Source organism: Streptomyces sp. 2323.1 (assembly GCF_900221035.1).
GTDB classification, from domain to species: Bacteria; Actinomycetota; Actinomycetes; order Streptomycetales; family Streptomycetaceae; genus Streptomyces; species Streptomyces sioyaensis.
Genome location: NZ_LT907981.1, coordinates 6874464 through 6894543 on the forward strand (window position 1 = coordinate 6874464; position 20080 = coordinate 6894543).

General features: G+C 68.2%; 12 protein-coding genes, 1 pseudogene and 3 CRISPR repeat arrays (2 of these 16 only partly in view). Of the genes and pseudogenes, 7 read left to right on the plus strand and 6 right to left on the minus strand.

Features of this window, described 5'->3' with window-relative positions:
* Window positions 1–380: direct repeats of the CRISPR family, unit length 29 nt; unit sequence GGGACCAACCCCGCGGGTGCGGGGAGCAG; it begins 625 nt to the left of the window's first position.
* A gap of 148 nt (window positions 381–528) precedes the next feature.
* The 3 genes and pseudogenes from cas2e to cas6e (CPH93_RS29760) all read right to left on the minus strand — a co-directional run bounded on the left by cas2e (window position 529) and on the right by cas6e (CPH93_RS29760) (window position 2563).
* Window positions 529–894, minus strand: a complete 366-nt coding sequence (gene cas2e, locus CPH93_RS29750) for a type I-E CRISPR-associated endoribonuclease Cas2e (protein WP_096214591.1) — start codon at window positions 892–894, stop codon at window positions 529–531.
* Window positions 891–1847: a type I-E CRISPR-associated endonuclease Cas1e gene (gene cas1e, locus CPH93_RS29755; protein ID WP_096214592.1), complete on the minus strand. Its 957-nt coding sequence runs from the start codon at window positions 1845–1847 to the stop codon at window positions 891–893. Before cas1e ends, cas2e begins: the two co-directional genes overlap by 4 nt.
* A gap of 8 nt (window positions 1848–1855) precedes the next feature.
* Window positions 1856–2563, minus strand: a pseudogene (gene cas6e / locus CPH93_RS29760) (type I-E CRISPR-associated protein Cas6/Cse3/CasE).
* A 390-nt stretch (window positions 2564–2953) separates the two neighbouring features.
* Window positions 2954–3288: a CRISPR direct-repeat array (repeat unit 29 nt; unit sequence GGGACCAACCCCGCATGCGCGGGGACCAC).
* Between the two features lie 991 nt (window positions 3289–4279).
* Here cas6e (CPH93_RS29760) and casA point away from each other — a divergent pair.
* The 5 genes from casA to cas6e (CPH93_RS29785) all read left to right on the plus strand — a co-directional run bounded on the left by casA (window position 4280) and on the right by cas6e (CPH93_RS29785) (window position 9616).
* Window positions 4280–5992: a type I-E CRISPR-associated protein Cse1/CasA gene (gene casA / locus CPH93_RS29765; RefSeq protein WP_231976998.1), complete on the plus strand. Its 1713-nt coding sequence runs from the start codon at window positions 4280–4282 to the stop codon at window positions 5990–5992.
* A gap of 93 nt (window positions 5993–6085) precedes the next feature.
* On the plus strand, window positions 6086–6718 hold the full coding sequence (gene casB / locus CPH93_RS29770; protein WP_096214594.1) for a type I-E CRISPR-associated protein Cse2/CasB: 633 nt from the start codon (window positions 6086–6088) through the stop codon (window positions 6716–6718).
* Window positions 6719–6774: 56 nt separating this feature from the next.
* On the plus strand, window positions 6775–7929 hold the full coding sequence (gene cas7e / locus CPH93_RS29775; protein ID WP_096214595.1) for a type I-E CRISPR-associated protein Cas7/Cse4/CasC: 1155 nt from the start codon (window positions 6775–6777) through the stop codon (window positions 7927–7929).
* The gene (gene cas5e, locus CPH93_RS29780) at window positions 7926–8789 is read left to right on the plus strand and encodes a type I-E CRISPR-associated protein Cas5/CasD (protein ID WP_096214596.1); all 864 of its coding nucleotides are present in this window, start codon (window positions 7926–7928) and stop codon (window positions 8787–8789) included. Before cas7e ends, cas5e begins: the two co-directional genes overlap by 4 nt.
* A 5-nt stretch (window positions 8790–8794) precedes the next feature.
* The gene (gene cas6e / locus CPH93_RS29785) at window positions 8795–9616 is read left to right on the plus strand and encodes a type I-E CRISPR-associated protein Cas6/Cse3/CasE (protein WP_173909906.1); all 822 of its coding nucleotides are present in this window, start codon (window positions 8795–8797) and stop codon (window positions 9614–9616) included.
* On the opposite strand, the gene CPH93_RS29790 is transcribed toward cas6e (CPH93_RS29785), so the two are convergent.
* Window positions 9576–12548 carry a CRISPR-associated helicase/endonuclease Cas3 gene (locus CPH93_RS29790; protein WP_096214598.1) on the minus strand — a complete coding sequence of 991 codons (2973 nt, stop codon included), beginning with the start codon at window positions 12546–12548 and terminating at the stop codon, window positions 9576–9578. The two genes, cas6e (CPH93_RS29785) and CPH93_RS29790, sit on opposite strands and share 41 nt — an antisense overlap.
* 76 nt (window positions 12549–12624) lie before the next feature.
* Here CPH93_RS29790 and CPH93_RS29795 point away from each other — a divergent pair, with 76 nt between their 5' ends.
* Entirely contained in the window at window positions 12625–13869 is a 1245-nt protein-coding gene (locus tag CPH93_RS29795; RefSeq protein WP_096214599.1) for a hypothetical protein, read from the plus strand.
* Window positions 13870–13916: 47 nt separating this feature from the next.
* Window positions 13917–14822: a nucleotidyl transferase AbiEii/AbiGii toxin family protein gene (locus tag CPH93_RS29800; protein WP_096214600.1), complete on the plus strand. Its 906-nt coding sequence runs from the start codon at window positions 13917–13919 to the stop codon at window positions 14820–14822.
* Between the two features lie 9 nt (window positions 14823–14831).
* Here CPH93_RS29800 and CPH93_RS29805 read toward each other — a convergent pair whose 3' ends face one another.
* Both CPH93_RS29805 and CPH93_RS29810 read right to left on the minus strand, forming a co-directional pair.
* Entirely contained in the window at window positions 14832–16127 is a 1296-nt protein-coding gene (locus CPH93_RS29805; protein WP_197708718.1) for a hypothetical protein, read from the minus strand.
* A gap of 74 nt (window positions 16128–16201) precedes the next feature.
* Window positions 16202–17293, minus strand: a complete 1092-nt coding sequence (locus tag CPH93_RS29810) for a hypothetical protein (RefSeq protein ID WP_231976999.1) — start codon at window positions 17291–17293, stop codon at window positions 16202–16204.
* A gap of 2684 nt (window positions 17294–19977) precedes the next feature.
* Window positions 19978–20080: direct repeats of the CRISPR family, unit length 29 nt (it continues 292 nt past the right edge of the window).

A 20080-nucleotide genomic window follows, 5' to 3' on the forward strand; every position in this document is an offset into this window, starting at 1 on the left:
GGTGCGGGGAGCAGGACCCTGGACGGGGAGCGGATCCCGAGCGCCCGGGACCAACCCCGCGGGTGCGGGGAGCAGACCCAAGGCACCACCGGCGGTCCGGCTGGCGTGGGACCAACCCCGCGGGTGCGGGGAGCAGGCACTGAAGTCGTTGGCAGGCCGGGGTGGCGCGGGACCAACCCCGCGGGTGCGGGGAGCAGTCACGTGCACTGTCCCCTGCCATTCGCAACAGGGGGCCAACCCCGCGGGTGCGGGGAGCAGGCGGCAATCGCCAGGATGATCAGGCCGATCGGGGGACCAACCCCGTGGGTGCGGGGAGCAGCTGGACGCGCTGCTACTCGACAAAGGCCGGCTGGGACCAACCCCGCGGGTGCGGGGAGCAGAGGCCGTGAGCTGCAGATTCAGGAAGGTGATGAGCTGGTTTGCTTACTTTCAGCGATTCGGACATATCGACCTCGTGGTGGAGGGCAATTGCGGTGGAGCGGCAGAATCTCATTATTTTGCGTAGCGCCGCATCGTGTCTCTCGGAGTTCATCTGTTGCCAAACCTTCGTCGCTTGGACGCTTTGCTCCAGCCGGGACGAGGGCCCTCGGGTGGTTTGTTGTCCTTGGGGCCTGGGGCTCGTCGGTTGGGGCGGTGGATCAGGGTGAGGCCCTCGTGGTCGGTGGGGTGCCATGCGTGGTCGTGGGTTTCGAAGGCGTATCCCTGTTCGCTGTTGGTCTGGTAGGCGATCAGGGCGCGGCCTTGCCCTGCGTACTGGCGGACCTCTGTCCACAGAGCCTTGCGGACTCGCGCTGAGGGGCTGCCGAGAAAAACGCCTGGGGAGATTTCCAGGAGCCAGCGAGTGAGGAAGCCACGTAGGCCGGCTGGGCAGTTGGTGAGGATGATGACGGTCACCAGATGATCTCGTCGCCGTAGTTGCGGCCGCCATCGACGAGGGTGTCGTGGTCGGATTGGAGGGTGACGATGTCCGGAGAAGGGGCGTCGTCCGCTGATCCCCGGTCGATGCTGTAGCCGAGCAGATTCTTGATGTCGTCCACGCACCGGTCCAGGAGTCGGGTCTGGTTGATGCGGTCGCGTAGTGCGCGTCGGGTGCGGGCGGCGATGTCTTCGGGGCCTTCGGCTGCTGCATCGAAGGCTGCCGGGATGGCGATGTCCGTCTTGTAGAGGGCGGCTACGTCCAGGACGAAGGAGCGCTCGTGGCCGGAGTGAACGAAGCCCAGACCGGGGGAGCATCCGAGGGCGGCGACGACGGCGTGGGCGATGCCGTACATGCATTGAGCCGCGGCCGTGACGCCTTGGTTCGGTGCGTCGCCGGCCGAGAAGTCTTCCCTGTGGTACTCGCGGCGGCGCCATGGAACACCAGTGCGAGCGGATTCGCGTCGGTAGCAGTCTTTGAGGCGTCGGCCTTCCATGCTGAGGAGTTCTTGCCGGGTATGTCCTGAGGGGTCCTCGTCGGGGAACCGGAGACTGTACATGGCGCGGGCGACGTCCAGCCGTGTGCGCCGATTGGCCCACGCGGTGGCCTGGGCCTCGGCCAGCCCGGAGGAGCGGGTCAGGGCCCGGCCGCCGGCGTAGAAGCGCACCCCGTGCTCACCGACCCAGACCACCCCTGCTCCGCAGTCTCCCAGGACCGCCATGGCCTGATGGGTGATGCGGGTGCCCGGGCCTAACAGGAGAGTGCCGATGGTAGCGGACGGGAAATGGGTGACGCCCTCCACGTCTTCGGCCGTGATCGCATTGGCGTCGCGGTGGACGGTGCACCGTTCCAGGTAGACGAAGGAGAGCCGATCGCCGATCCGCGCGAGTTCACGGGGTGAAGCGGCGCCCCGCCGACTGACGGTGGTCATGCGTCACCTCACTGGTGCGAGAGGATCACCAGGCCGCAGCCGTAAGCCTTGGCCTTGCCGAGGCCCTGAGTGAGGGTCCGGCGCAGTGCGACAGCATCCGTCACACGAAGTCACCCGTCGTAGGTGGCCCTGGTCAGGCTTACGTTCATCCGTCGGCTGTCTTTGTCCGTGGCTTTGGCGAATTGCAGGTCTCGGTGGTCGCGCACGAGGAGTTCGTGCTCGTCTCCGTGTTCCAGCAGTCTGCGTTCCAGGGGCTTCTCCACGACCTCGAAGCCGGCGTCCTTCTGCCTGCTCAGCAGCCACCGGGCCTGATGGAAGGGGGTACGGTGCGCGGTGCGCTTGGTGGGCTGCCCTTCTTTGAGGCGGATGCTGTGCACGGGGTTGGCGGTGAGCCGGAATGCCCACGTGTCACCCTCGCTCAGTGCGCCCAGGAAGCCTCCGTACTCGTACGTCTGCCAACCTAGCTGGTCCGCTGCCGGCCATCCGGCTTGCTCGACGAGATGTGTCACGTCTGGGCGGCTGGAGCTGACGATGAACAGGAAACATTCGGCACGGGAGTTGTGATCGACACGCCACAGCAGGCGTGGCCCTGTGCCCTCGTTGGACGGCGACTGCGGGAACGACATGTTCACCCCTCCGTGCATACGGTGTGGCGATCCGAGGAGCTGTCGGGCCTCGCGGCGCGCAGTGTTGACGCGGAAGCGGGTCAGGTACATCAATCGTTCCTCAGTGCGGTGATCGGGTCGTGGGGCGGTGGCCCGGCGGCTTCCGTGGCAGGGAGGTGCACGGCGAGTGAGGTGATGCCACGCGCCCCGTACCGGCGGTGACGGGGGTCAAAGCTGACGGGCTCGTCGCGCTGGGTAACGCCGGGGTCCTGGTCGGGAGCGCAGTCGATCAGTAGGTCGAGCCGGATGGTGGGGGCGGGCTGGGGTTGACCGGGAGGTCGCAGCCACGGCGGCGGTCCGAGCTCGCCTCTGGTGCTCATCGGATGCCTGCCAGTCGGCCTGTCGAAGTGCGCTCTCCAGGTCCGTAGCGGCACGAATGCCCAGATCGACGGGCCGTGCCGGAGGGCAGGAGCCCTGATCGTCCCGCTTGCCGCCGCAGTTGGGACCAACCCCGCATGTGCGGGGACCACGTGTACTCCTCGCCAGCGCCATGTTTCACGGCGGGACCAACCCCGCATGCGCGGGGACCACCGGGGAAAGGTAGCCGAGGGCCGCAGCCCACAGGGACCAACCCCGCATGCGCGGGGACCACGGGGTGCGGCCCAGGGGGCCCCGAGCGGTACAGGGGCCAACCCCGCATGTGCGGGGACCACATCCACCAGGCGATCTTGGAACAGACCACGAAGGGACCAACCCCGCATGCGCGGGGACCACACACCGACACCAGAGGAGTGCGCAGGGGAGGCGGGACCAACCCCGCATGCGCGGGGACCACCTCTCCGGTGTTGTCCTGATGATGATGGCCGTGGGACCAACCCCGCGATGCGCGGGGACCACCCCTGCTCGGCTTGGGCGATCTGCCGAGCCGCGGGACCAACCCCGCATGCGCGGGGACCACGACGTGCAGTTTTCGATCAAGGCGTGTTTCTGGGGACCAACCCCGCAGGTGCAGGGAGCAGTCGCGAAGCCCCGGTGGATACCAGCTCCTGAAGGGACCAACCCCGCGGGCGCGGGGAGCAGGACAAGGGCACGGCCAAGGCCCAGTCGCTCGCGGGACCAACCCCGCTGCGCGGGGACCACCATGCGGCCACTGCCACTGCCATTGCCAGGGCAGGAATGGGGCCAACCCCGCATGCGCAGGGACAAGGCAGGCCTACCACCTCGCGCAGCTCTACCTGAGGGGCCAGCCCCACGCGCGCGGGGCCGGATGGCCGAAATCGCCGGACGGCGCTGCGAGATGGGGCCAACCCCGCAGGCGCGGGTACCAGCGTTGCAGAGCAACATGAATACCAGTCAGGGTGGACCAACCCGCGGGTGGGGGGAGCAGGGTGCCAGCCCGTAGGCGTCGGCACGATTGTGGGGGCTAACCCCGCGGCTGCGGGGACCATCACCGGGTGGCGCTGCTGACGGAGGGCGCGAAGGGACCAACCCCGCGGGCGCGGGGACCACGCACGCGAACGTCGCCGTCCACACCTCCCGCGTGGGACCAGCCCCGAGAGTGCTGGGACCAGCCGCCCTGACGGGGCCGCGGCCGGCTGGTCACGGGACCAACACGCAGGCGCGGGGACCGGAACATCGGTGGACCCAGCCGGGAGGAGAGCCAGGGACCAAAAGAATTGGAACGATCCCAGAACCGCCAGAACACGAGTGACCGGCAGAGGCTCGTGTGCATTTTGGCATTTGGAGACGGGACTGGGGGCTGCTGTGTAACGATGCCTCTCGCGTCTTATGACGTAGACGTATGGGGGGGAAGCCTAGTTGTGTAATTTGCTGGACGACGCGTGGCTGTCCGCGCGCGCCTCGAACAGTGTTGCGGGGGAGGGCCATCGGGGGCTTGGCGCCTTCGAAGAAGTTGGTGTACGACGGCTCCTTCTGGAGGCCGAGCAGTTCCAGGACATCGCTGTCGAGCTGTCGACCCAGAAGCCGGCGATTTATCGGCAGTTGTTGCTGCCCATCGTCGTGGATGCTCTGGGACGGCCGCGGGATGCCGCTGAGTGGGTTGCGATGTTCAAGGCCGGGGCCTTCTCTCCTGAGCAGTGCGCCAAGCTCAATGCTTACCTTGACGGTCACCGCCACCTGTTCGACCTCTTCGGCGAGGATGCGCCCTTCGCGCAGGTAGCGGGTCTGCGTACCGCCAGACACGAGACCAAGGGGTCTGCGCTTCTGGTGGCGACGGCTGCTACCGGCAACAACGTGCCGCTGTTCTCGTCCCGTTCGGAGGGGGACTCGCTGGAGCTGACCCCGGCGCAGGCCGCACGTTGGCTGCTGCACACCCATTGTTGGGACACGGCCGCCATCAAGACTGGTGCAGTGGGCGATCCGCGGGTGAAGGCGGGGAAGACGACGGGGAATCCGGTCGGCCCGCTGGGGCAACTGGGCGTCGTCATGCCCAAGGGTCGTACCGTCTACGAAACTCTTCTGCTCAACATTCCCTTCGGACAGCCCCTGCTCTCTGATGACCTTCCCCAGTGGAGGCGTCGCGAGCCGGATGGCAGGGTTGAGGAGACGCTGTCCTGTGCCACTCCGGCTTGGCAGGCCCGCGCGTCTCGTGGGCTGCTGGACGTATGGACCTGGCAGTCGCGCCGTATCCGGCTGGTTCCGGAGGAGACCCCGAACGGGGTGCGGGTCACGCAGGTTGTCGTGGCCGCAGGGGACCGACTGGACAGCACGCCCGATCACGAACCTCACACCGCCTGGATCGTCGACAGTGCCACTACCCGCGGCAAGAAGAGCGGCAAAGCGAAGGCCGTCTCTCCTGTTCGTCCTCGACGACATCAGCTGGGGCGTGCTGCTTGGCGAGGTCTGAACGCATTGCTGGCGGTTGACCGCGCGGGGGAGCAGATCGATGCGACGGACGTTCGGGCAGGCTTCCACACCAGCGTTCTGCTGAGCCGCGTCAGTGCGGTCAGGGAACGGCTACCTCAGGAGTACCCGCTCCAGGTAGAGCTGACAGGCATCGCCTACGGCACTCAGTCCTCCATCGTCGAGGATGTCTTCTTCGATGAGATTCCCCTGCCGTTGACTGCGCTGAACCCGGACGGCATCGTTTGCGGCTCGCTTCTGGAGGCCCTGGGCCAGGCGGAAAGTCTCGCTGGCGCGGTCAACAATCTCTCCGCTGATCTGCGGCGGGCGGCCGGCACCGAGCCGATCCCCTGGGACAAGGGGCAACGCCCCGGGGACACCTTGCTGCACGCTCTTGATCCGCTGGTGCGGCGGCTGCTGGCCGGCCTGCGTACGGTCGGTGAGGACTTCGAGCAGTCCGAGCGTGGATTGACGGCATGGGAGCAAAAGGCCGGGCGGGAGACATGGAAGGTGGCCGAACAAGTGCTCTCCACAGCCGCCCCGGGCCTCTTCAGCGGCAGGACCGTGACGAAGGACGGCAAGGAACGCGTCTATCAGCTCAGTCGCGCCGAACGTCACTTCCTGGACCGCATGGATGAGATCCTCACCCGCCGCGCGACCCTGCGGAAGGCCGCCTGAGGGGTAGTGCAAGCTCCCGCTCTCCCACCCGTCCCGCCCACCGCACCACACACGACCGATCGGCCGTCCGACGAAAGTTAAGGGGGGAACGCCGTGTCTGCCACACCCGAGACCGGCCCCAGCAACACCACCGAACCCACAGCTTCCACGCCCGTCCGCCGCTACTGGAGCCAGTGCGTACGGAACGACGGCACCTGGCGCATCGATCCCAGGAATGGGGCCCTCGCCAAGGCCCCCGGCGAAGACCTCGCCGCCCTGCGGGCCGGCCTGGGGCAGCCGGCCGGCACGGTCCCCGCGCTCTGGCCCTTCTACACCAGTCACACGGACGGGCAGGTGACGCCGGAGCTGGAAGCCGAACACGCGGCGCTATCGCTCTATGGCCTGCATCAGCAGAGCCAGGCCCACCCCATGCACAAGCGGGGTGTCGGGCTGGGGGCGGCCCTGCGCGACCTACGTCACGACGACCGGTTCAGCACGGAAGCCGTGGACCGCCGGGTCGCAGCCGCAGTGAACACCACCTCCGTGCCGACCCTGGTATATCGGCTGCGGGGCCTGATCACCCAACTCCGGTCGGTCAAAGTGCCCTTGGATTACGACCAGTTGATGCAGGACATCAGGAACTGGCACTACCCCGAGTCACGTCGACGGGTCCGCCGTACCTGGGGACTGGCGTATCACTCCTGGAATGGCCGCCCGGTCAAGCCGTCCCCTGACCACGTCTCCTAGCGCTCTCACGACAGAGCCGCCACGCCCGTCCGCAGCCCGAATCACCGGAGAACTTCATGGTGCTCACCGCGCCCCGCACCTACATCGACGTCCACATCCTTCAGACAGTGCCTCCGGCCAACCTCAACCGCGATGATCAGGGCAACCCCAAGGAGGCGTACTACGGCGGTGTGCGACGGTCCCGCGTCTCGTCCCAGGCGTGGAAGCGGGCCACCCGTCTCCACTTCACCGAGCGTATGCCCGAGCAGGACCTGGCGACCCGCACCAGGCGTATCAGCAGTGCGCTCGCCGGCCTGATCGGCGCAGACACCGATCTGCCTGCGGAGGCTTCGTCCCGGCTGGCAGGCGCCTTGCTGGCGCCCTTGAAGATCAGTGCCGGCAAGAAGGAGGGGGACACCGCCTACCTGTTCTTCTATGGCCGCCGGCAACTCAGCGCCGTAGCCGACCTTGTCCGTGACCGCGCGGCCGAACTGGCCTCCTTGGACGACGCAGAGCTGGCCGCCGAGATCGCCCAGCTGCCGGTGCAGGAAAAGTTCAGCACCGGGCATCCAATGGACGTCGCCCTCTTCGGACGCATGGTGGCCGACATTCCCGCACTGAAGGTCGATGCCGCCACCCAGGTCGCCCACGCCTTGTCCACCCATGCCGTCGAGTTGGAATTCGACTACTTCACGGCTGTCGACGACGAGACCATGAAGGAGCAGGAAACCGGCGCCGGCATGATCGGCACCATCGGCTTCAACTCCGCCACCCTCTACCGCTACGCCTCTGTCAGCCTCCACAAGCTCCTGCACAACCTCACCGACGAAGAGGCAGCGGTCACCGCCGTCGAGGAGTTCGTCACCTCCTTCGCCCGCTCCATGCCCACCGGTTACGGCAACTCCTTCGGCCACCGCACCTTGCCCAGCTTGGTCGCGGTCGTCGTACGCACAGACCAGCCGGTCAACCTCGTCTCCGCCTTCGAGGAGCCGGTCGGGGCCCATTCCGGAATCGCCGCGGAGTCCGCCCGCCGCCTGGCGCGCGAGTACGCCACCGCTACCAGCGTCTGGGGCGACACACCCGCGTTCACCGCCCTGTGCCACACCTTCGACTCCTCCGGGAAGACCGCGGAGCAGCTCAAGGACACCTTCGCCGGGCCCGTGGCGTTCCCGAAGCTGCTGGCCGGCCTGCGCGCCCACCTCACAGACACGGTCAAGCGAGCCACCCGATGACCACCCCTCCGCCGGCAACGCCCGCCCCTCAAGGGACGACAACCGAGGCCGTACTCCTGCTCCGCCTGGCAGGCCCCCTGCAATCGTGGGGCTCTCGCAGCGCCTTCAACCGACGCGAGACCAACCCGGAGCCCACCAAATCCGGTGTGATCGGCCTGCTCGCGGCGGCTGCCGGAATGGCGCGCGAGGACCCGCTCGACGAGCTGACGCCGCTGAGCCTGGGCGTGCGCGTCGACCAGCCCGGAACGCTGCTGCGGGACTACCACACCGTCAGCGACTTCCGGGGCCGGCCACTGCTCCAGGCCGGAGTCTCGGCCAAGGGCCTCCAGAAGCCCACCTCCCCGGCCAAGCACACCCATGTGACCACCCGCTACTACCTCCAGGACGCGGTCTTCGTCGCGGCTGTCGCCGGCCCCCGTGACCTGTTGTGCACCCTGGACCAGGTCGTCCGGGCCCCCTCCTTCCCCCTTGCTCTCGGCCGCCGCTCCTGCCCTCCCACCCAGCCGCTCGCCCTCGGCCTGCGGGAAGGAAGCCTGGAACACGTTCTGCGGGAGGAGCCCTGGCAGGCCTCCCGGCGTGCCCGTGAGCAGTACGCCGGCCAGTGCGGAAGGGAGCAAGAGCTGGACCGGCCGCTGTATCCGGCGCGCATCGACCGTTCCGTAACCTTTGAGGACCCCGAAGGTGACGACGTCCTCCACGACGCCCCGGTCTCGTTCGATCCGTACGCCCGCAGCTTCACCAGCCGACGGGTACGGCACGGCTGGCTGAGTATCCCCACCGGGTTCCCCCGGCCCGACACCACCGACGACGGCCCGGACGAAGCCGCCGGACACGACCCCTTCGCCCTGCTGGGCTGGTGACCGCCATGACCTACCTCTCCCGCATCCGCATCAACCCTCTTCGCGCCGAAAGCCGTCGTCTGCTGGCCAACCCGCGTGCCATGCGAGGTGCCGTCATGGGGGGCATCCCCGACGCCCCGCAGGGCAACCGCGTGCTGTGGCGCCTGGACGCCGACAACCCCCGTCGCCCGCACCTGTTCGTGCTCACTTCCGCCAAGCCCGACTGGACCCATATCGTCGAAAAGGCCGGCTGGCCGGACGCCGACGGAGAACATGCCGCCGTCCGCGACTACGCCCCGCTCCTCGACCAGATCGCCGTCGGCCGGGAGTTCGCGTTCCGCTTGACCGCCAGCCCCGTACAAAACACCGCGGCGCCGATGAGCCCCACACCCACGCAGGCAGCCCGCCTCGCCGCTGCCGCTGACAGCGACCGCAAACGGGTACGCGGCTTCAGGCTGGGCCATAGCACCGCGAGCGCCCAGCTGAACTGGTTCCTGACCCGTACCGCCCGGTGGGGCTTCGACGTCCCCACAGCCCGTACCGACGACCCTGCCCCCGGCCTCGCCGACAGCCAGACCGTTGGCGACGCGCGCAACACCGAGAAGGGGACTGAGGACGTCGGCCCGGCACGCGACATCCGTATCACCGCAAGCCGTCGGCATTCCTTCGTCAAGAACGGGAAGGGCCCCCGCGTCACCTTCCAGAGCGCCACTTTCGAAGGGCGCCTCCAGGTAACCGACCCCGCCGCCTTCGTCACGCGCCTGCTCGAGGGCATCGGCCCTTCGAAGGCATACGGCTGCGGCCTGCTCACCCTCGCCCCACTGCGGAGCCGGACGACTCTGCAGTGACCGGGCCCTCGTCCATGATTCCGAGCATCGGGTCGTAGAGCAGCCGCCGCCCCGAAACTGAAGCGGTGCGGTCCGCGCCGAGGACAAGGGCCCTGCGGTATTTCAACCGTTCGTGCCCACCCCAGCCGGGTGGGACGGACAGCTCTGCGGCCGCTTCGGAAGGGCAGGTCGCGGGCAGCTTCACGGTGTCGGCGAGGACCTCGTCAATGAGGTCGTCGTCGGGGACGGCACCTTCCTGTGCCAGAACGCTTCCCGACAGCGTCAGGTACCTGGCACCGTCGTGGATGACTAGGACGGCCTCCACCCCAGGGTCCCCGGCACGGACCAGGGCGGTCATCCCGGCCTCGCCCTTGGCGGGAGGCACGGCGACGTAATGGAGATCGGCCAGCGTCGTTGCCTCTCTGTCGCCGCGCCGTGTCAGTAGGTGGTGGGAGGCGTTCCCGATGCGTTCCCGTCGCTCGGCCTCCTCCTGCCGCCGGGCCGCGTCGGTGTCGTCCCGCCACGCCTCCGGAACCTCGTCGTCGCCGCCGTAACCGGCCGCCACCAGCGCAGGAATATCCCCCGGGAGGCTCCAGCCGCCCGACTGCCCGGCGGCCGTGAAGACCAGGGCCGCCGTGCGCAGGAGCAGATGGCCGCCGTAAAGGGCCTGTGAGCGGGCGGGAAACCTCGGAGCGCCACGGCCGAGCGGATCCGCGTCGGTGCCATCCCGGCCAGGTAGGGCGCTCCCGGAGGCCCAACCCGTGACGATCACCCTTGGCCTGGCCAATCGGCGGGGGCGGCACATCCGGTCGCCGCGGTGCAGCCGGCCCATCCGCTGCAGCAGCGCATCGATCGGGGCCATGTCGGTGATCAGAACGTCCACATCGACATCGAATGCCTGCTCGGCGACTTGGGTGGCCACCACGATCATCTGAGGCCGGACCGCCGCGGTGCCGGTCGGCCGCGGGGCGAGCCGGTGCAGACAGTCCGCCGTGCGATCGGCACGCGTCCCGAGCGGGAGCTGCTCGTGCAGCAGCACCACCTGGTCGCCGAAGCGCTCACGCAATACGGTGCACAGCGTCTGGGCCCGTTCCACGGTGTTGCGGATGACCAGAGCGCATCCGCCGTGCCTCAGTTCTTCTTCGAGCCGGTCGGCGACTGCGGCGTCGGCGGTCGTTCCGGCTGCCCGGTGCTCCTCGGGACCCGCATCCCTCTCGGGAACGGCCTCCGGCAGGAGGACAACGTCGACGGGGCGATCCGTGCGCCAGCTGTCACAGGCCGACACGGCGGAGCGGTGACCGGTGCCGTCTGGTGCGTTCCACACGACGGTGGCGGAGGGGTACCCCTGGGGGTGGCAGAGGTCGTCCGCCGTGAACTCTTCACGTCCTAAGGCCCCGGACAGGTAGGCGTCGACAAGCGCTTGGCGCTGCGGTGTTGGCAGCGTCGCCGACAGCAGCACCACCGGTACGCCCGCCTCGCCGAACCAGCGCAGGCCCTCGAGGAGAAACTGCGAGGTGTAGACATCGCTGGCGTGCACCTCATCAAGTACGACGACCTTCCCCACCAGCCCCGCCATCCGGAGCATCACAAACTTGGTGCGGGTCGTTGCGTACAGCAGCTGGTCGACCGGGCCCACCACGAAGGGGCACAGCAGCCCGCGCGCGTACCCGAAGAACCATTCGGCCGGTACGCGCGCCACCGGCCCGCCGCCCCCGGAACCGTGCGGACCGTCGCTCGCCTGCTCGCCGTGCCGCTCGTCCTCGTCGCATTCGCCGACGGCGGCGAGCCTGATCTCCCGCGGCTCTCTCAGCAGGGCGCTCCACTCCTTGTTGAAGGTCCGCTTGCCGTGGAGCAGGGCGACCCGATCGGCCAGCTTCTCGTCGATCCGGCTCACCCACTCTCTGACCCTCCCGAACACGGGGTCGTCTGTGGACCACTCCGGCATGCTGACGAACACGCCGTCCGCGCCGAACTTCGCGGCCATGATCTCCGTCGCCATCAGGGCGGCCCTGGTCTTGCCCTCGCCCATCGGCGCCTCGATGACCATCAGGCCGGGAGCCGCCATTTGCCGCGCCGTCTCCATCGCCAGCTCTTGTGAGGGACGCGGCTCGCACCCGAACCGCTGCGCGAAGGAGTCCGGCGGCGGCTCGGGCAGCTCTCCCCATCCGCCCTGCAGACCGAGCTTCTCCCATGCCGCGGCAGCCCGTTGCCGTGCACCCTTGAAGCTCACGTCGGCCAGCTCGTCGATCCCCCGGAAGCCTGGTCCGCTGGCGATCCAGTCCGTCATCACGATGAGCCCGCTGAGCTGGAGTTGGACGGCACGCGTCGGCACCACCGCGGGGGCGAGAGCGGTGAGAGCACCCAGCCCCAGTTCCTCGGAAAGACGCTGGACGAGGGCGAGTCGTACCTCGGCCCAGCGTTCGTCGCCCTCCAACTGGCCGCGTGCCTTGCGGTCCGGCTTCAGTGCGCTCTCGACGGAGAAGAACCCGTGGTGCCCTGCGACCAGGGGCCACATCCAGTCGACGTGTTCCTCGGGCCAGCAGGCCGCCGACAGTAGCCGTCGTAGCAGATGGCCTCCGGCTCGTCCGTGATGCCATGCGAACCGTCCGGCGGTCGGCTCGTGCCACCGCAGCCCGGCCGCCCGTACAGCCTCCGCCCCCTGTGGCCACCGGCGTTGGAAGACAGGCGTGGCTTTTCCGTAGTCGTGCATCCCGCAGAGCCAGACGAACAAGCCCCGGCCCCTGCCCGGGCCGCCGGCTGTCTCGTCCAGCCGCCGGCGGGTGGACGGTGCCAGATAGCGCTCCCACATGACGTCGGCGACGGCTGCCGCGTCGAGCATGTGCGACAGCAGCAGATTCATCGTCCCGCCGCCATGGCTGGGTGTTTTTCCCACCAGAGCGCCCAGTGCCGCGTGAAGGTCCAGGCTGTCGTCCGGGCCCGGAATGCCGGCCATACTCCCCCTCTTCGCCTCGTCCACCGGTCAGGTTAGGCGATGCGAGCGGCCCCCACCCGGGTGACATCATGCCGTCGTGAGAGACGACGTCACCGTGCTGAACAGCGTGCTCAGCACGAGTTTCGGCCATGACCTGCTGACCGAGTGGATCCCCGACGCCCTCGGTGCCACCGATGTCATCCGGGACCTGGCCGGCGGAACTGTCGCGGTGCCGGAGCGGCTTGATGTCGGGTGGCTTCAGGTGCCCTTGACCCGGCGGACGGAGCGTGTGCCCGTCGTGCCACCAGCCGTACGCGCCCATGCGCACCTCCTGGTGGAGCGCTCGCTGCTCCGCCAGGAGCCGCGCCCGGAGGTGTTCAGCTACGGTTCCCCGGTCTGGGACTACCGCTCCGCCTACCGGGCACGACAGACCCGTATGCGCGAAATGGCACGCCGAGGTGATCTGCCACTCGTCCTGAGGCTCGACATTCACCGCTTCGGCCAGTCGCTTCCCCTGCACGTACTGCTCGATGCTCCCTGGATGACCGGCGAGTTGGCGGGATATCTGACCGAACTGCACCGTGCTACCGGCCGGTGCCTCCTGCCCGGTCACCGCTGGGCCAACCGGCTCGGTACCGCAGCGCTAGCCCCGATCGACGTGCTCCTGGCCGTGACGACGCCGGGCCGGTGGCTTCGCTGGGGCGACGACTGGCATGTCTTCGTCCGCGACAGCGCGGAAGCGGAGCAGGTCCGCGGCGTTGTGGAAGGCGGGCTGGAAGCACTCGGACTGTGGTTGTCCGAAGACAAGAGCACCACTGAGCCGGTGAACGACCTGTTCGCGGGACCGGCACACGACGTCGCGGGCCACCCGCCCGAGGTATGGCGCAGGGGCATACAGGACGCCGATGTACGTGCCCTCAGGTACGCCCTGGCCCGTATCGAGCCCGACGAGGAGGTGTCCCGGGCCCTTGCCAGCACCGTACGAACGTGGCCGGTGCTGCTGCCGCGTGCGGTCCAGTATCTCGACCGCGCCGTGGGTACCTCAGCGGGCCAAGAGGCGGCGCGCGAACTGCTGGAAACCGCCCACACGAATCTATTTGTGGCCGCACGGATACTTGCCCTGGCCGGCCGGCACCAGGCACTTGCGTCGGGCGTTTCCGACAGGCTGCTGGGCCTGGCCGCCGGCTGCGAGATCTCCGGGCTGCGGGCCCTGGCAGCACGCGTCGCCCTGTGCACCGGGCGTCGGCGGCTGGTACCCGAACCACCTCTGCACCTGCTGCGCTGGACCGCTCAAGGCGCGGACATCCGGCGGAATCCGCCCTCCGTGGCCACCCTCCTGTGACACCGTCATCCCCGTGAACCGGGCGGACACGCGATCGAGGGGGATGGATGGAACAGCGGCGCGGATCACGGGAGCAGGCCGACTGGACCACGCTTCCCACAGCTGACCAACACCTGGTCCAATCCATAGCGGTGGCCCTGTCGAGTATCGACCGGCTCCTGCCACCGCACGCCTGGCATCTCAAAGGTTCGACGGCGCTTCTCGGGTGGATGGGCCCTTCAGCCCGAATGCCGAACGATGTCGATATGGCCCTTTCCGCGAGCGCGGGCCGACTGCTGCTGTCCGCCTCCGAACTTCCTCCGGGACTTCAGGGGGAGAGTCTCCGGCTGCTGCGTTCGGAACCCGTGGTGTTCAGCTCGCCCGGCAAGGCGACCGTACACCGGGCATTGGTCCTCGTACGGGCGGGGGAGGCTATCGGGAAGGCCCTGCTCAACATCCTGCTGGTGCCGGACGCCGAGGCGGCGCGCGACAACCGCACCGCACCCCTTGACTTCCCCGGCCGGGACGCCCCGGTCACCGTACCGGCGGCGACCCTCAGCCGGTGCCTGGCGCAGAAGCTGCTGCGCTACACCCGACGGCGCGACGGCGGCAAGATCAATACGCGTTGGACCGATCTCACGGACTTCCTGCTGGCCGCTGCGAGCCCCTTGGCACCCGCACTGCTCCTGGATGAGGTGCGGCGTGACGTGGCGATTGAATTCGCCGCCATGGGGCGCACGTGGCCGGACCACCTGCCTCAACCACCGCGGGAGTGGCTGGATTTCTGGGACACGGCAACCTTCCGGGACGGCTTGGAGTTCGGCCGCCTGCCTGAAGCAGCGGACCGGCTCGCAGAGTTCTGGAATCCGGTACTGGAGACGAGAGTTGCTCCGTACGGTCCCTCTACCGCATCGGCACCGCCGACGGCGCCACAGGTGTGGTTGCCCAGCACATGGCAGTGGGCAACCGCATGAGGTCACGGGTCACGTTTCCGCCGCCGTGCCCGGTATCGATTCCTGTATCGATGCGCAGAGTTGGTCGAGGTGGACCCGTGCGGTGGGCGGCAGGTGCAGATGCCACCAGTCGTGCCATCGCAGTGCGTGCGCGAGATGGTGGAAACCCGGGGAGTCGGGACCTGCCCTCCGCAAAGCGGACAGGAAGCCGACCACGGAATCGGCCGTTCGGGAGCCGAGGGGGGTGCCGAAACCGTGAAAGAACCGCTCCTGGTGTCCCGTGCCCTTGAGGGTCTTGGTCACGTGAAGGCTGAAATGCGCGCGGCGGCGGGCCGCGGTGAGTCCCAGCCTGTCCATGGGCGCCACACCGGCCCCACTGTGCATGTGGCCTGCACTCTCACCGTTCGCCGTGAGCACCGCCGAACGCATCAGCGCGGCGTCGGAGACGATGCCGGAGAGGCCGTCCCCCAGCGTCGCGAAAAGCCGGCCACCGGCCGTGACCGCATCGTTCAGGGTTCGCAGATGGCGTGAGAGCAGCGATTCACGCCGCACCCGAAGTCGGTATGCCCGGTCCAGCACGTCCGTCAACGGCAGGGATCCGTCGAGCCAGGCCGCGGTCAGGGGGAGCAGTTCGTGCGCACTGCCCTCCGTAAGACGCTGACGGCTTTCCCGATCGAGGGTGCCCCATTCGATGTCGTGAACGTCGCTGACCGCGTAGAGACCTCGCTGCGGTGGCCTCTGCGCGAACACGTCCCAGGCGTCGGCCGACGGCACGCCCGGAAATCGCGGATCTTCTCCCGGTCGGGCGCCCGAGCCCTCGTCGGTACCGCCCAGCGGCCGGACAAGGACACCGGCGAGCAGCGAGGCCGCCAGCTCAGGTGACAGGAGTCCTGGCACCCGTAGCAGGACGTCATGGGCGCGGCACGGCCGAAGGTCCGGCCGGTCTCGTCGTAGCCGGGCGGCCATCGATATGGCGTAGCAGGCATGCAGCAGCCTCTCCCGTCGCTCGTCGTCACTTCCGCTGAGGGAAACGAGGTCGAAGGCCCAGCCGTGTCGGACGTCGCTGTCGCTGCCTCCAGCCGGTGGCTTCTTGGACAGGCACGCGGGGACGGCGTGTTTCCCGGTGCGGACCAGGACCAGGTCCTTGCCGTAGTACGAAGGGCTCCATGCGGTGCCGAGGCAGTGCCCGATCGCCGCTAGGCTCTGCCGGACTCGTGAGAGCCCCGCCATGTGATCCCCGCTGTCCTCCACGCTGGCGCGCAACGCGCTCGTGACGACAACCACGCTCGCCTCTTGATGTGGCTCGCGGGCGAAGCGGGCGAGCACATCCCCCGTGTCCGCACATCCCAACGGGTATCCGGGAGCATGCCGGGGCGGCCAGGAGAAGGCCGGTGGCGGCGTCACCGCCTGCCACCCCGCCACTTGCGCCGGAAGAGATCCACGAACAGCCTGCGCAGTCCAGGGAACAGCGTGACGAGGCCCACGGTGACCACACCGGTCGCTCCGAGGATCCGAAACAGCGACGAGGACCCGGCCTGAGGAAGCCCCTGCCAGATAGCGAGCCCCGTGGTCAACGGTAGGCCGACCGCAGCGAGCAGGCCGAGTATCGCGTTGGTCGTCTCCGTCTCGGCGGACTGCACCTGGCGGGACAGTTCGCCGAGGTCGCTGACGAGGCTCTGCAGTGACTGCGGCAGACCGGCACTCTGCTGCCATGCCCGCACCATGGCATCGACCGTTCCTTGTCGGCCGAAGCCGGCCGCCCAGTAGCTGCGGCGGAAAACGAGCAGATCCCTTTCCATCTGCGCCACTTTCCGCCGACGGGGTTCGTGCTCGCCGATCCGCGCCACTTCGCTGCCGAAAGCGTCCAGCACGGTCTGCTGCAACCGGGCCAGAGCCAAGGCATCGGCGTACAGCGTCGCAAGGTGGTAGCTGGTGCCGTCGTAGTAGTTACGTGGAACTCCGACACCCGGATCCTGCTCGGTGCCCACCAGGGTGAGACCACGAATACCCAGCACGCCCCGGACCTTGGTGGGCAGCGGCAGGCGCATGGCGTGGAGTTGCGCCGCGGCCTCCGGGCCAGGCGGATACAACGTTGCGTGATGCAGATGCCACAGCCACTGATCGAGGGAATCCCAATTCCGCTGCGCACGCCCCGGATGCAGCCGCACCAGACCACTCTGGGGGGTGACGAGGGTGCAGTGCACCGCCTCCCGCTCGGTGTCAGCGATCCGGCACCCCGACGGCAGCTGCCGTGCAACCCAGGCTCGTTGGGCGCCCTGCCCGTGGTGCGGGTCGACGTCAGCGCACTCCTGGAGGGTTTTCGGTAGCTGCGCCGGCGGATCCGGCGGCAGACTGCCATGCAGAAGAGCCACTCCGTTCGCGTGAACCGGTGAGCCCATGTCCTTCAGCGCGCCGAGCGCAGTGTCGTTCAGGCGCACCAACTCGATAGCTGAAAGCTGGAAACGGGAAGGCGACGCCTCTGCCTGGGGCACCTCCTGATGCCACCGGACGTGCTGCCCCCACAGGAGCGGTTCGAGGTGACGCTGAGTGTATGCGGCACGGCGGGATGCGCTGGACACCACTTCGTCGGGCCGGCCAACGCGCCAGCGCCGTTCCAGAGGGCCTGCACGGAAAGGCGCCCCAGGGACGTCATCGAGGTGGACAGCGATGATCAGGACGGTATCCCTACGGATGAGCGCCCGAGGGTCATCCCGTCCCGAGGTGAGTCCGTGACGATAGCCGGTACGGCTCATGCGAGGCAGTCCAGCGCCTCGCGAAGGTAGCCACGCCGCTCCGAAGGCCCCACCTGCCGCCACCGCCTCGGCCCCTCGGAAACCTCACCCCGCACCAGGACGCGTGCGTACCGGCTAACCGGCGCCCCCCTGGCAACCAGGGTCATCGTGCCGGGCAGCGCTCTCGCCCGGTGGAATGCGAAAGCCGACATGCCGTATGTGTCGCCTGCGCACACCGTGGCTGTTCGATGCCCTGTCACGACCACTCGCTCCCTGCGGCTTGCGTCGAATCGGTACCCCCCTTCGCGGGGCTCGTAGCGGACGACCCGGTAGCCCGGAGACCGGGACGATTCCGTGCCGAGGCGGGGGGCGCTGTCGACGAGGGGTTCGTCGGCTTCGGTGATGTCCAACAAGCTGTTGTTCACGGTTCCGCGCAACACGATGGACGAGAAGTCCCACCGGTGATCATGGGCTTGTGAGTCTTCTTCACCAGCAAGCCAGACGTGCAGGAAAAGCCGTCTTGAGTCCTCGGCTACCAGCGCCAAGGGCAGCTTGACGAAGCCGTTCGGGTGCGCCACGGGCGCGGCTATTGCAGGGGCGCGGAGCGTGACGTCGTAAGAGTCGTGCAACGCCGCGATGAGCGCGGACCTGGCCAGCCCCTGAGGTACGGGCTCCCGATCGGTAGCTTCGCGGTGGTGCGGCACTGGGTTCGTCCCTGAGGCGTCGACTCGACCTGTTCGCACAGTGCTCCTCGTCGTCTCGCATTACCCACTTACCGTCAGTTTAAGGGACATGGGATGCCGGATGCCGCTCTTATGTTCGGACTGCCGGTGTGTACCGGACCGGAAAGCCGCAGTCCGCGAGGTTTGTTCAGGGCTGCTCGGGAGGCACCACTATCCGGCACGGCTCGCTCGCGTTAGCACGGTTACCGAATGGGCGGGGACTGGGCGTCGGCACGTTCTGCCGACTGGCTAGAAGAGGCCGGTGCGCATGTGCTGCGTGAGGTTGTCGAGGACCTCGCGCAGCCACGGGCTGCGGACGGGGTGTCGCGCAGGACGCCCTCCAGGGACCAACCCGCATGCGCGGGGACCACTTCGCCATCCTTGAGGTCAAGAGCGAAGAGGAGGGACCAACCCCGCATGAGCGGGGTCCACCGGGGGTCGGTGTAGTAGCTGTGCTCGGCCCGGGGGCTAACCCCGCATGCGCGGGGAGCAGCAGCTCAACGTCGGCCTGGGCCGCATCGAGATGGGACTAACCCCGCGGGTGCGGGGAGCAGCCGAACGTGGGCCATCAAGCCCGGCCATGTAGGGACCATCCCCACAGGCACGGGGAGCAGGCGCGAGCTGCTGCACCCCAGCCAACTCAAGCCGGGATCATCCCCGCGCGGGCGGGGACCACTGACAGACGGCACCATCTGTGGAGCCATCCCCGCTTTAACGGGGCAAAGTGGTTCTTTGTGGCATGTCTTGGACTCATTCTCCAACGCGTGCAAGGCCGCGCATTACAGCTGCGACATACCTACCTCCCCCCATCGCGGCAACACCAACGACCGCGATCGCAGTACATCCTGCCAAGAGGCTGAAGACCTCGTGCGGAGACTTCCCCTGAAGGTACAAGACACTGCCCATCACCTGGCACGGGACAACACTTAGTACGTAGATGACAGGCGCTAAGGCCCCTGACGGACGCTCACCATTCATGTGCTTCATCATTCTCCTGAGTGTGAACTTGTGCGCTCCTGACGGTGCACTGAGCCAGCAAGAAGGCTGGCGATCCCTCCAACCGAGACTCTTAGTTGAGTCTGAAGCATTGACCGCACCCTCTGTGTTGCCGATTCGCGATTGACGGAACAAAGTCACCCTTTCGGTAGGGCTGGTGCAACACCAGAACGACTGTTGTGAAGCGGCACGCCCCGCGGGAGCGGGAAGCAGGGGTAAGCAGGCGAAGCCGACCTCGTCTCGCAGGGACCAACTCTGCGGGTTGCGGGGAGCGGAGGTCGGCGGTGCCCCCGGGGCCCCGATCCGCGGGACCACTCGGGGGCGGGGGCAGTGGGCTGGGGCATCGATGGCGAGGCTCGTCCAGGGGCCAACCCCGCATGCACGGGGACCACGGTGTGGACCAAGGGCGGTCGATGGGGTGCAGACCAACCTCGCATGCGCGGGGACCACTGCGTCGTGATCGACTTCCGTAGTTCGGTGTCGGGACCAACCCCGCATGCGCGGGAACCACACAGACCAGGAGACCGCCATGCTCGCAGCCACGGGACCAACCCCGCGGGTGCGGGGAGCAGATCTGTCCGGCGCTTCGGCTGCCGCGTGGCCGGGGACCAGCCCCGCATGCGCGGGGACCACCCTGACGGTGACCTGACGGATCCGTACCGCGCAGAACCAACCCCGCATGCGCGGGGGCCACATAGTCGCTCGACGGCGCCGCATTTGTGACGAGGGACCAACCCCGCGGGTGCGGGGAGCAGAGACCCACCCGGCCCCTGCGGTCACGTTGATCGGGACCAACCCCGCGGGTGCGGGGAGGAGGCCGCCCTCCCCC

Excerpts from the sequence above, each read along its gene's own strand:
- cas1e (WP_096214592.1), bottom strand. The coding sequence starts at position 1,847 with ATGACCACCGTCAGTCGGCGGGGCGCCGCTTCACCCCGTGAACTCGCG.
- cas7e (WP_096214595.1), top strand. The coding sequence starts at position 6,775 with ATGGTGCTCACCGCGCCCCGCACCTACATCGACGTCCACATCCTTCAG.
- cas5e (WP_096214596.1), top strand. The coding sequence starts at position 7,926 with ATGACCACCCCTCCGCCGGCAACGCCCGCCCCTCAAGGGACGACAACC.
- cas6e (WP_173909906.1), top strand. The coding sequence starts at position 8,795 with ATGACCTACCTCTCCCGCATCCGCATCAACCCTCTTCGCGCCGAAAGC.
- CPH93_RS29790 (WP_096214598.1), bottom strand. The coding sequence starts at position 12,548 with ATGGCCGGCATTCCGGGCCCGGACGACAGCCTGGACCTTCACGCGGCA.
- CPH93_RS29800 (WP_096214600.1), top strand. The coding sequence starts at position 13,917 with ATGGAACAGCGGCGCGGATCACGGGAGCAGGCCGACTGGACCACGCTT.